Consider the following 13,758-nt stretch of genomic DNA (forward strand, 5'->3'; position numbering starts at 1 on the left):
TTTATCGTAAAATTTGGAATTGTAAGGTGTTTTTGATCAATCTTTATTTTTCAAATCTACAGTAACTATAGCTTTGCATGGTGACTTTATATCTGAAGGAATTGTTAAGTAATAATTGCCCTGACTTATTGAATTTATTTAATTATTATAAAATTCTAAAAAAAGACAATATACCTAAAAAATGAAACAATATCTTTATTGTGTAAGCGCTTCAAAAAAAATATCCTTAACATTAAGTGAAGACGGTGCCATTGAAGTTTTTGTATATTAGGTGTTGGTATCGACTTTATCCAAAATTTTGATTTCAAAGGGGGAAACGAATTGGAACGTAAGCATTTCAAGAAAACTTTTAATACCATTCTTGCACTTATGCTGATTTTACCAACATTTTTAGTGAACATGATTCCGACAATACGTGTAGAAGCAAATGTGTCTAATCCATGGGTAACATTTTCATCTGGAGGAAACGAAATCAATGAACTAGTAGAACAAAATGAGAAATCCTATGCAAGACTTGGAGCAGGTTCTGGAAACGATAATGGAACAAGTGCTGCAATTTTTCAAGAGCAAAATAAAGTCGCTAAAGAATCAGGAGTGATGGAATATAACTTTATTCCAGAAACAAAGGGAGAAGATACTAGATTTGGTTTCTATCCTCATTATATTGATTATAATAACTTTGTTTTTGTAGGCTATGACTCACTCGGATGGTTCTATGAATACAAATATCAGGGAAAAGGTGATTGGTTAAAAACTAGACCTAATATACCACTTCCAGAGGTTGGGACCGCACATTCCATTAAAATTGATTATAACGGAACCGCTTTGAAGGTTACATTAGATGGAAAAGATTTATTTGGATCGGTTACTTTATCAAATGAAGTGAATAATCTTCTTTCAGGTAAGGAAGCGGTTAAACTAGGGGCATTTGGCGGCAAAAACAGCCAAGTACTCATTGAACTAGGAGATGCTCCTGGGGATGGAGGTACAGATCCAGATAACGGAGGAACAGAGCCCGGAGATCAAGAACTTGTCGACATTTCGGATAACCAACTAGAAGATGGCGACTTTAAAATTATCTCAGGAGACGGAAAAGTTACATATAATGACGATGGTTCAGCAACTTTTCATGTTACATCTACCCAAAAGAATCGAATTGTCTACAATAAAATGAAACCAATTAAGAATGGTATTTTTGAAGCTGATATTACGCCAGGAACTAGCGCCATGAACCGTTTTGGCCTCATCTATCGTGTTCAGAATCCATCTGCCTATACGTATGTGGGAACGGGAGATCAGAACAATCTTTATTTTGGAGAAATCTTTGGCCCTGCTAACAGTTGGTCGTCGATGACCTCAGATATGCCATTAGAAGCTAATAAAACCTATCATCTAAGTATAAAATTTACGGATGATTCAGCTACTTTATACATTAATGATAAAAAGGTAAATACCTTTACATTGTCAGGCGGTGTTGATCAAGCAGGTTTACTTGGATTTGAAAAAAGCCGTGGTGCTACTGACATTACGATTTCAAACATCAAAATCAAAGAAAATGTTCCTCCAAAAGCACCAAATACACCACCAGTAAAGGATCACCTAACCTCAGACTATATGGATGTCGTGATTGACCAAGTTTTCCCGCGTGTCATCGAATACCGGGTTGCAGACAAGGTAATGGATGGACAAAAAACTCCTGTTTACGGATTAAAAGTGAACGGCACTCTGTACTATCCTGAAGTAAGCTTTGAAAAGCTAAGCGAAAGTGAGGCACTATATACCTTAAAGGTAAAAGATGAATTTGAAAAACTTGATGCTGTATTTAAAGTTTCTTTAAAAGTCAAAAAAAATAAAGTGATCTATACCTTTGAAGAAATCACCAATGCGGGCAGTGCAAAAATTGAAACGGTTGAATTGGCCGATCTGAATTTTATCTCAGTTAATTCAGCTCAAACAAATGCTAAAGCCAAATTAACAAACCTTAGCGGTGATGTGACCAAACCTGGGGATGTCGATGTTCCTGTCGATTCAACTTTAGGAGGCATTGGAACTTCAGAAAAATATTATACTGCTTTCCTGTCCACTGACAAATTGAGTGCAGGTGTATGGTCCAGTTCAGAAGTCAATGGCTACCGTAATCTAGTTGCAAGTCGTTATCAAAATAAAGATGGTACGAAAGCTATCGGTATCGGTTCTAGTTTGCTTTATTATCAAAGAGAATTTATGCCGAAACCACAAATAAAAAAACCTACCGTGAAAATTGTAATTGCGGACGATTTAAATCAGGATAATGAAATTGACTGGCAGGACGGTGCGATTGCTTACCGTGAGATCATGCAGGACATTCCCGGTTCGAACGATGTAAACAATCTGGTAGGCCAACGAATTGCTATGAATTTTGGCTCACAAGCACAACAGCCATTCTTAAAAACATTGGATAATGTTAAGAAGGTGGCTCTCGCTACAGATGGATTGGGGCAGTCTGTCCTATTAAAAGGATATGGAAATGAAGGTCATGACAGTGCGCACCCGGATTATGGCAATGTCGGCGAACGAATTGGCGGAGCTGACGATTTAAAAACACTAATTAGTGAAGGGCATAAGTACAATTCTGATTTTGGTGTCCATATCAATGCTCAGGAAACATATCCTGAAGCTAAAGCTTTCAATGAAGATTTTATTGATGGTCCTAATTCAAGAGGTTGGGGTTGGTTAGATCAATCTTATACTATCAATAAATTAAAGGACTTGTACTCAGGAACGCGTGCGAAAAGGCTTGACGAATTAAAAGAAGTTGCACCAAATCTTGACTTCGTATACTTGGACGTTTGGTATCAAGATCAATGGGAATCTGATCGAATTGCAGAGCAATTTCATGATCGAGGCTGGAGAGTAGCAACGGAGTTTGGTACGTCTATAGCCAATTATTCTACATGGCAGCATTGGGCTACGGATAAGGACTATGGTGGACCAGCCAATAAAGGAATCAACTCTGAGGTCCTTCGTTTTATTAGTAATCATCAAAAAGATTCTTGGGTGTTGAATTGGCCTGAAAAAGGTGGAACGGCGGATCATCCGTTGTTAGGTGGATTTGAATTAGCTGGTTTTGAGGGATGGCAGTCTGATAAGAACTTTGACAATTTTATCCGGATGACATTTGATACAAATCTACCAACTAAATTTTTACAAAAGTATTATGTCAACGATTGGACAAATGTAGATGGCGATAAGCAAAAGACCAACCTGGAAAAAGAAATTAAATTGAAAGATCCAAGCAACGGCGATGTTGTCGTTGTAACTAGAAAAGACAACTCAAGAGAACGGACTATTACACTTAATGGAAATATCATCCTTGATGAACATGCTTATTTAATTCCTTGGGTTGAGCAAGACTTTAAAAATCCGACTCCAGATTCTGAAAAACTGTACCACTGGAATTTGGAAGGCGGTACAACTACTTGGACACTTCCAGATGAATATAATGGTGTATCTAGAGTTTATGTATACAAATTGACAGATAGCGGTAGAAAAGATATGAAGGAAGTCAAGGTCGTAAATAATAAAGTAACTTTAAAAGCAGATGCAGCAACTCCTTATGTTGTTGTACCACAAAAAGATAATGGTTTACAAATCCATGACTGGAGCAAAGGTTCTCATGTATATGACACTGGATTCAATTCAGGAACAGTAAATGCACATACAACTGTTCATGGTGATAACAAAGCTGTAAGCGTTGGTAGAACGAATCAAACTGGAAGCGACAGCAATTTAAGCAGTGGAGATTACTACTTGAATATTGATAGTCCGTCAAAAGAAACAACAGTTTCTCGTACCCTTACTGATTTGGAACCGGGTAAAGATTATGTAGCCGAGGTCTATGTGGAAAACAATAGTGATGTAAAAGCCGGGATTAAAGTAACGGGCGGAGTAAAAGATGTAAGCAATTACACGCTACGAAGCCTGCAAAGGAACTATGTAAAAGCAGACTCACATGCTTCTAATGATGGATACGATAGTAAAATGCAAAGAATGCAAGTAAGCTTTACGGCTACATCTAAAAAGGCTAAATTAATTCTTAGCCGTGAAGGCGGAATAGGAACTACCAAGTTTGATGATATCCGAGTCGTACAAAAATCCTTAAAAAATGAAGTATCAACAAATGTATTTGAACAAGATTTTGAATCGGTTGTCCAAGGAATTTACCCATTTGTAATAGGTAATACGGAAGGTGTAGAAGACAATAGAATTCATTTATCTGAATTGCATGCTCCGTATACACAAAAAGGATGGGCGGGTAAAAAATTAGTAGATGATGTCATTAAAGGAAATTGGTCCGTTAAAGTAAATACTGGAAACAAAGGCTTAGTGTATCGCACTATTCCGCAGCACTTCCACTTTGAACCAGGGGTAACCTATAAAGTATCCTTTGACTATCAAACTACGGCCAATTCCTATCGTTTTATTGCAGGGGATCAAGAAATTGATGTTGGAGACATTGCTGATGCGAAGGAATTGAATGTTAATAAAACTCTTACTTCATCTACTGACACAAAAACAGCTGAGTTTACTGTAACAGGTTCCGAGAACGGTCAAACTTTTGTTGGAATTTTCAGTGATGGAACTAATATAAATGACGATACTGGAGCAGGTACGTTTATTTTAGATAATCTACGTATTGAAAGGTTGGCTCCAGGGGGAATGACGCATTGAGTGCTAGAAGTGTAGAACTACATTAAAAATGAAGGCTGTTTGGTATTTAGTGTCATAACATTAACATGAATTAAGGCCTATCTCTAAGGAGGTAGGCTTTATTGTGTTTATCGAATCGTAGGAAATCCCTCCTAGAAAATCACTTTCTCTTTGTAGTTTATTAGTGAGTTTTTACAAGTGAAAAGCAAGATATCTAAAAAACACGACAAGATGTTTATTGTGGATGTATTTTTACATTCGTATACTTTAACAAAAGACTTAAAAACGAACGCCCCACTTAGGTGTGTACGGCAATAAAATCTTTATTACGAACACTAATAAAAGAAGAGAGCTATCCAATTCTATGCATTAGTGGATTCAGAAGAGAAAGTGAATCAGCCAAATTTAGTGAAGATAGAGCAAGATAATTTACGGGGGAGGTAATATAATGAGCATTTTAGTGTTAGGTGGTGCCGGCTACATCGGATCTCATGCGGTTTATCAACTAATTGATAAGAAATATGAAGTAGTAGTTGTAGATAATTTGCAAACGGGTCACGAACAAGCTGTTCATCCAAAAGCAAAATTTTATAAAGGTGATATTCGGAATAAATGGTTTTTACGAGATGTGTTCCGAGAGGAGAATATTGATGCTGTGATGCATTTTGCCGCAAATTCCTTGGTAGGCGAATCTATGACGAAGCCGATTGAATACTTTGATAATAACGTGTATGGTACGCAGGTTTTATTAGAAATAATGAATGAATTTCAGGTCAAGCAAATAGTATTTTCCTCCACTGCGGCTACATACGGTGAGCCAGGTCAAGTTCCGATAACAGAAAATATGCAAAATAATGTGACTAGCACGTACGGAGAAACGAAATTGGTAATGGAGAAAATGATGAAATGGTGCGATGTTGCTTATGGAATTAAATATGTCTCTCTCCGCTACTTCAACGTTGCAGGGGCAAGAGAAAACGGCGATATCGGTGAGGATCATTCCCCTGAAACACATTTAATTCCGATTGTACTTCAAACAGCTTTAGGGCATAGAGAACAAATTACGATTTTTGGTGACGATTACGATACGCCAGACGGCACTTGTATTCGTGATTATATCCATGTAGAGGATTTAATTGATGCGCATATTTTAGCACTTCGTTATTTAATGGATGGGGGAAACAGTGAGATTTTCAACCTCGGGAGTAACCAAGGCTTCTCGGTAATAGAAATCGTAGATACGGCCAGGGAAGTTACCAATCAATCGCTTCCCGTAAAGATTGGTGAAAGACGAGCAGGCGACCCAAGCATGTTAATAGCTTCTTCGGAGAAAGCAAAGCGTACATTAGGATGGCAGCCAACCCGTACATCTATACATAAAATTATAAAAGATGCATGGAACTGGCATTGCAACAATCCACACGGCTATGAGGGCCGAGGAGTAAAACGATGACGATTTATCAATCTATCCAACAGTTAATTGATTGTGCTATTGGAGCTCGATTGGTTGAACAAGAAGATGTAGTATATGTAAGGAATAAAATTCTTTCCTTGCTTCGCTTAGATGACTTTGTAGTGGAAGAGTCAGAGTTTTTTAAGAAAGAAATTCCAGAATTATTGGAAGAATTAATTGAATATGCTTGTACACATGAAGTTATTGAGAACGTACTGGATGAAAAGGAGATTTTAGCAAGCAAAATTATGGATGTCTTTATCACCAGGCCTTCGACTGTTAATGCGTTATTTTATGAAAAATATGAACAAAATCCAAAGAATGCGACAGATTACTTCTATAAATTAAGTAAGAACAGTAACTATATCCAAATGAGGCAAATTACAAAAAACATAAATTATATAGTAAATACGGAATATGGTGCCATCGATATAACAATTAACTTATCGAAGCCCGAAAAAGATCCAAAACAAATTGCGAGAGAAAAAGCGTTGAAAAGTACGAATTATCCAAAATGTCTACTCTGTATTGAGAATGAGGGATATGCTGGTAGAATTGGACATCCTGCACGCTCGAACCACCGTATGATCCATTTGAATCTTACAGATGAAAAATGGTTTCTACAGTATTCACCGTATATATACTACAATGAACACTGTATTGTATTGTCCGCAGAACACCGAGATATGAAAATAGACCGCCAAACATTTTTGCGTTTATTAAAATTTGTAGAAAGATTTCCACATTATTTCCTTGGTTCCAATGCAGATTTGCCAATTGTTGGAGGATCTATTTTAACTCATGACCATTATCAAGGCGGAAACTTTGAATTTGCTATGGCAAAAGCACAAAACGACTTTATTTTTGAACTAACTGACTTTCCAGAAATCCAATGTTCTATTATTAAATGGCCAATGTCAGTTATTCGCTTAAAAAGTGGGGACATAGAAAGATTAGTAAATGCAGGTGAATACGTATTAGAGAAGTGGAAGGGATATAGTGATTCTTCTGTTAATATATGTGCTTTTACAAATGGAACCCCACATAATACAATTACGCCGATTGTACGCCATCGGAATGGGATATTTGAAATGGATCTTGTATTGCGAAATAATCGTACAAGTGAAGAGCATCCATTGGGTATATTCCACCCTCATGAGAATGTACATCATATTAAGAAAGAAAATATGGGATTGATAGAGGTAATGGGATTAGCTGTACTACCTGCTCGCTTAAAAACAGAACTTCAGGAAGTAGAAAAGTTCTTGCTTAATATGTCAAGTGATATTCGATCATATCATATACCGTGGGCAAAACAATTAAAAGCCCAGTATGACAATCGGGTAAATAAACAAAATGTACAGCATATTGTAAGAGAAGAAGTTGGACAGAAATTTTTACAAATGCTTGAAAATGCTGGTGTTTTTAAACGGAACGAAGAAGGCGTAGGTGCGTTTAAACGATTTATTCTGACTTTAAATTCCAAATGGACAGAAGGATAGGAGTATGGAGAAATCAGCACCATAACTAGAACAGGTACAGCAACTGGTAGGAATGACATTACATCTGAAAATTATAAATGCTCCTAGATGTTTTAATTGATAACAAGAATCGGTGACGCTTCATTATGACGTTACCGGTTTTTTTAAGCTTTATATCTCTATCCTGTAAGTATAAAGTAAAGAGGTTGTAGATAGTGCTTTGGATTTGAGCTTTGACAAAATCAAGCGCGACATTCAATTAATTAATAAAATTTCATTAAAAAACTAGAAAGTTCACTTTTTACCGAAATAGGTGCAAAAGATAGCAACAGGGCAGCTAATTTTAGCATTCACATCAAGATACAATTCTTACAGGAGAGTTATTCGTAGGAAATGTAGAGTTATTTGACGAGCAAAGAGGAAAATCGAGTAAAACTACAGATCCATTTATCGTTCGTCCTAAGACTAGATTTAGCTCTATTGAGGAAGAAAATAGTTATCTAAGGGCACAGGGAGAATGTCTAATTTTGAAAACCTCGGATAAAGAATATAAAAATGACAAAAGTCACCCGAATAACTTATTCGAAATGTCTTTTGCCAGCTGCATTGTGTACCTCTATGTAAAGTTCCTTTTTTTAATAAACTATTGTTCAGATGATATTTTTACGGATGGAATTATATACGAATTATTTTGTACAGATTCTTTAGGAGTGTACATTCTTAACAATAATGCAAAGCCAGTATTTGTTGTTGATGAAGGTGAAGGTAACCAGTTTGATTCATGCCCTACAGGTGCTGTGCTTTGAACATAAATATCTAATGAACCATCAATATTATATTTTAATCCTTCTGTTCGGTCACCAATAGAGAAACGGTTAATCGGATTTGCTATAAAGTAATTCGTAGAATCGTAAATACAGATTGACCAGAAATCATTGACAGGTGGTAAATTATTTTTATCGAAGTGAATAACATATTTACTTTGTCCACTTAATGTATTTCCATCACTATCTTTTCGTGTTATCGCATATACTGCTTCTTTAGGAATATTCGCTCCAAGAGCATTCATAGCAATCATGGCTCTGTTTAAATAGTAGACACCATAAGTACCTACACGGTCATAGTTTACTGTCCAATTACCGTTATTTGGCTTTTGAAGGACAAGAAGTGACTTTTGAATAGCTTCCTTTCCGTCTTTTACAGCGCTAGTTAATCCATCTAAAACAACAGGATCTGCTGTTCCAGTAAATAATCCAGTCACAGGATCTAGGTCAATAAATTCAAGCTGGCTTAATAATGCTTCATCCCTTTGAGGGGCAGGATTTAATTTCATTAATTGTGCCATTAGGTTAAAAAACTTAATTGGATCATCATAGTCATTTGTTTGAATTGTTGGTATATTAATTGAACCCTTTGCTTGGTTTCTATTTAACGGTGCTAATTTGTATGAATCTTGAATTTTATGTACTTCAGTCAAATCTTTCTCGCCATCTACTAATGTTCTTCCTAAGACCCAAGTCATATTTGTAGGTGATTTAATTACATTGACACCTTTTGGAAACTTACCCTTCCAGTCTGGTCCAACAATAATATATTTTCCGCCTTTATACTCTTTTTTGTTTGAGCCACCAATGTATTTAAATGAGTTAGAATACGCATCCATAAACTGGAATGTAAAATATCTATTAATCTTAGGGAAACTTAATACTTGTGGCCCTTTTGATAAATCCAACCAAGATTGTGAATATAATGTGTCATTGTTTGGCTTAACAAAATCTCTAAACTTATCATCTGCTAAATTTCGATCATGTTTAAATGTGTTTAGTTCATTTGTTTGCTCAAATTTTTGCATAGTTCTTGCCATTTCTACAAGTGTATAACCATAAATATAAGCGCTCACCCCTGTACTGTATGCTAAATTTGAACGAAATGGCAGTTGGGGTAGTGCTGCCTGTGCAGTAATTTGTGATGAACTGCTATAATTTTGCTTCTGTGTTGACGTATCAGCAAATACTCCACTACTTGTGACGATTGCCATTGATGTCATTAATCCAATTGCTATTGGTGATAAAAAATTTTTTCTCATCATAATACCTCCAATGTGTAACTGATAATAATTATAATATTAGCAATATTTAAACTATTAGATGATTAATAAATTTGGATGGTACTTTAAGTATTCGTTAATTTATTGATATGAAGCTTTAAAATTCATGTTGTAACAACTAATTCAACTAGTCTAAAGATTTTTTTAAAATGGCACAGTAGTCTAGAATCAAATGAATGAAAAAGCTCAAACTCTTTTATATCAAAGGTTTGAGCTTTTCTTTTCTATTTCAACTCCTGCTATGTGTATATCAAGAGATTTTTTTGTTGTATAACAATATTTTGTAGGGTGCTGTTATAAAGAGTATGCGAGAGTTAATGATGGGATAATTAAAAATAGAAAAGAGCTCTTAACAAGCTCTTTTTTCTTTACTCTTAATATGTAGTTATTTCTTATATTTTTTAGGATAGGTATGTTTACTATTGATTAATCTCTGTAAATTACCTCTAAATAATACATCTTTCATCTCGTTAAATCGGAATGGAATAAATGGAGCCAAATATGGTACTCCAACCGATTTAAGCGACGCCATATAGACAATTATTATGACTAATCCAATTCCCATACCAGTTAGTCCCCAAAAGTATGCGAGCAAAAGCAAGAAAATCCGAAGTACACGCATAGTACCCCATAACCCTCCTGCTGTAATCGCCATACTAGCCAAAAAGGTAACTCCTACAATAATTAAACTTAAAGAATGAACGATTTTGGCTTCAACAGATGTTTGACCGACTACAATTGCACCAATTAAGGATATGAGAAGGACCGTTGATTTAGGTACTCTAAAAGTAGTTTCTGAAAGTAAATCAAATAGAAAGTGGAGGAACATAATTTCTAAAAGAATGGGTAGTAATGTGTCAGATTGTGTTAAAAGATCTTTACTAAAATGACTAGGAAACCAATCGTGATGATAACGAACGACTGTAACATAGAGTCCAGTCAAACAAGTAGATATTAGCCATGTGAAAAGTCTAAAAAATCTGATCATAAATCGATTGGCTTTTGTGTGATAATCATCTGGTTGCTGAAAATAATGAATAAATAAAGTAGGAACAATTAACGCGTACGGTACACCGTTAACCATGATTGCTACTCGCCCCTCATATAAAGCAGAAACTGTAACATCAGGTCTCTCAGATGTAAATACAAGAGGAAATAGAACTTTCTTTTCTTCAAGCGCATCTTCTATTACACGGGCTTCTAGTAGATAGGTAACATTAATTGAACTTATTTTTTTACGGGTTTCTTCAAGAACATTCTGATCAACAAATTCATCGATATACATAATTGAAACATTCGTTTTCGACTTTTTTCCAATTGTAAAAGTTTCTACAGTAAAATCAGGAGTTTGTATGATATTCCGAAGAAGATTCACATTTACGGTTAGTTGTTCGTTAAATCCGACTAGCGGTCCAAGAGATGATCGTTGAGTATCGGGTTCAGTAAGTGATCGCATTTTCCAATCGGCTGAATCCGCTAAAATTCCTTCCGAAAAGCCATCCATTAAAACAAGAGCTTTACCCTTCGATAGACCTACTTTGATTTCATCACAGTCAGTCACAACGTTTACATCGATAATAGATATATTACGTGTAACAACGGCTTCAATACTATCTATGTGATGAATATTCAACAGAGGAGTTAGTATATATTCTTGCAAGTTTTTCGTGTCTGTAATTCCGTCAATATACAGTATCGCAGCGTTTCTTAAAACTTCATCATTCATTGTAAATGATCGGATTTTTAGATCAGATGTTTGATGAAAACTATCTTTAATCAGCTTGATATTTTTATGTAAGCTAATAGATAAAGTGGATGACTGAAGTTGGTCCATATAATCTCTCCTAATTCCCCATAAAAAGTATAAAAACAGTTATTACCTAACCACAAAAAAATAAACAAACTAATTGGATTGATAACCTCAAAAAATAAAATAAAAGCCTGATCAAAAATTATTTTTTGATCAGGCTTTTATTGATTGAATCTTCTTCAAGATTGTTTGATTGATTTTGGACCTCTTTTAAAAACTCTTTTGCAGCAAAAGAGAGGTGCTGGCTTTTTAAGTGAATACAATAAAAGGAAAGCTTTGAAACGTCCGACTCAAGTCCACTTAAAGGGACCGCTAAAATATTACCATTTTTAACACTATAATCAAATCTAGTAGCTAAAGCACAGTCAAAACCAATTGCTAGGCCCTGTGATATAAAATAATTTCTTGTCTCAGGACTATTTGATTGAAACAAAATATTAAGTTTTCCAAACTTTGAAAATGAATTAAAGTAATCAATTGTCTCTGAATTATTGCTATATGCAGCGATTGGTAAATGGACAATGTCTTTAATATTGACGGTTGTTCGTTTTGCAAGCTCGGAATTATTACTAAAACAAACTTGCAACGGGCTATCTAAAACATGTTTGGTCATTAATAGTTTATTTTCTTCATTAAATTTCGGGGGAAGAGCTAGTAAGCCAATATCTGCATCTCCATTTAAAACGCTTTTCTTTGCGAGACTGTTCGCAGAAAATTCATTTATTTTCACATTTATTCCAGGATACTTATTTTTAAAGCTAGCAAGCGTCTGTGGAACAATGCTTCTACATAGTGTATTAATTACTGCAATAGATAGATTACCTTCTATAGAGGCTATATGATGATTGGCAACTTCTTTCATTTCCTCCATTTTGTTTAATACTTCTTGAGCCAATGTAATAATTTCTTTTCCTATTTCAGTTGGAAGTAATCCAGTTCTTGAACGATCAAATACTTTTACACCAAGTTCCTCTTCTAATCCTTTAATTGATTGACTTATACCTGGGGCTGATAGGTGTAGTTGTTCAGAAGTATTTGTGATTGAGCCAGTTTTTGCTATTTCGACAATATATTGTAATTGTTCGATCCGCATGGTTTCACCTCTAGTAGAAATTTATGTAGAAATGTCTATTATAAATACCGGATATTTTCGTTAATTAACTCTAGCTTAAAGTACCATTCAAAACCATTAATTTACTATAGAATAACTTAAAGTTACGATAATTAAAAGTATTCTGATAATTAATCGAGAGACTGATTGAGTGAATTCGTTTATTCTACCAATCACTTTCTATTATTTAATAGAATACGATTTTTGAATAGTATCTAAATTAAAATTTACCATTTAATTAGTAGGTAAGTACACTTTTATTAGTGCTTTATCCTATAAACATTTTTACATTGATGATTAGTGAAGGAGAGATGAAAAATGGATTTAAAGAACAGTGTTGTGGTTGTTACTGGTGGAGCATCTGGACTTGGAGAGGCTACTGTAAAAAATATAATCGAAAATGGTGGGAAAGCTGTCATCATTGATCTTAATGAAGAGTTAGGTAATAAGCTTGTTCAATCACTTGGAGAAGAAAATGTACTTTTTGTTAAGACAAATGTAACGGATGAGTCAGAAGTACAAGAGGCTTTAAATAAAGCTGTTGAACAATTTGGTAAAGTTAACGCTTTGGTAAACTGCGCAGGAATAGGTAATGCAATTAAAACAATAAGTAAATATGGTCCGTTTCCATTAGCAGCTTTTACAAAGGTTATTCAGGTTAATTTAATTGGTACGTTTAATGTAATTCGTTTAGCTGCTGAAAAAATGGCACAAAACGAAATAAATAAGGATGGAGAAAGAGGCGTTATTATCAATACAGCTTCGGTTGCAGCTTTTGAAGGTCAAATGGGCCAGGCAGCATATAGTGCTTCTAAAGCCGCGATCGCTGGAATGACTCTACCAATTGCACGAGATTTAGCTAATCACGGAATTCGTGTGATGACAATTGCTCCTGGATTGTTTGATACACCACTTCTTGAAACAGCTCCTGAACATGTAAGAATTGCACTGGGAGAAATGGTTCCATTCCCAAAACGACTAGGTCAACCAAGTGAATTTGCAAAATTAACTCAGTCTATCATTGAAAACCCTATGTTAAATGGTGAAGTAATACGTCTAGACGGTGCTATCCGTATGCAACCTAAATAAATTTTTTAGTAGTTAGAT

7 protein-coding genes are annotated in these 13,758 nt (G+C 35.2%); 4 read left to right on the top strand and 3 right to left on the bottom strand.

Translation table 11 applies throughout. The features are described from left to right. Positions 1-321 precede the first annotated feature (321 nt). From ACFWM3_RS08560 to galT, 3 genes are all read left to right on the top strand, one after another. Positions 322-4,710: an endo-alpha-N-acetylgalactosaminidase family protein gene (locus tag ACFWM3_RS08560; protein WP_390311043.1), complete on the top strand. Its 4,389-nt coding sequence runs from the start codon at positions 322-324 to the stop codon at positions 4,708-4,710. Positions 4,711-5,137: 427 nt separating this feature from the next. After that, positions 5,138-6,142 carry a UDP-glucose 4-epimerase GalE gene (gene galE / locus ACFWM3_RS08565; protein ID WP_390311044.1) on the top strand — a complete coding sequence of 335 codons (1,005 nt, stop codon included), beginning with the start codon at positions 5,138-5,140 and terminating at the stop codon, positions 6,140-6,142. Then, positions 6,139-7,644 (top strand): UDP-glucose--hexose-1-phosphate uridylyltransferase, encoded by a 1,506-nt coding sequence (gene galT, locus ACFWM3_RS08570; RefSeq protein ID WP_390311045.1) that lies wholly within the window; start codon positions 6,139-6,141, stop codon positions 7,642-7,644. Before galE ends, galT begins: the two co-directional genes overlap by 4 nt. A 622-nt stretch (positions 7,645-8,266) precedes the next feature. On the opposite strand, the gene ACFWM3_RS08575 is transcribed toward galT, so the two are convergent. The 3 genes from ACFWM3_RS08575 to ACFWM3_RS08585 all read right to left on the bottom strand — a co-directional run bounded on the left by ACFWM3_RS08575 (position 8,267) and on the right by ACFWM3_RS08585 (position 12,633). After that, on the bottom strand, positions 8,267-9,709 hold the full coding sequence (locus ACFWM3_RS08575; RefSeq protein WP_390311046.1) for a DUF1254 domain-containing protein: 1,443 nt from the start codon (positions 9,707-9,709) through the stop codon (positions 8,267-8,269). A gap of 406 nt (positions 9,710-10,115) precedes the next feature. Next, a complete protein-coding gene (locus tag ACFWM3_RS08580) occupies positions 10,116-11,564 on the bottom strand; it encodes a spore germination protein (RefSeq protein WP_390311047.1) in 1,449 nt (482 codons plus the stop codon). 118 nt (positions 11,565-11,682) lie between these two features. Further along, positions 11,683-12,633 (bottom strand): LysR family transcriptional regulator, encoded by a 951-nt coding sequence (locus ACFWM3_RS08585; RefSeq protein WP_390311048.1) that lies wholly within the window; start codon positions 12,631-12,633, stop codon positions 11,683-11,685. A 336-nt stretch (positions 12,634-12,969) separates the two neighbouring features. On the opposite strand from ACFWM3_RS08585, the gene ACFWM3_RS08590 reads away from it, so the two are divergent. After that, positions 12,970-13,740, top strand: coding sequence for a 3-hydroxyacyl-CoA dehydrogenase (locus ACFWM3_RS08590; RefSeq protein ID WP_390311049.1), 771 nt, complete (start codon positions 12,970-12,972; stop codon positions 13,738-13,740). The last annotated feature ends 18 nt before the right edge of the window (positions 13,741-13,758 follow it).

This window comes from Gottfriedia sp. NPDC058432 (assembly GCF_042721555.1).
Classification (GTDB): Bacteria; Bacillota; Bacilli; order Bacillales; family Bacillaceae_G; genus Gottfriedia.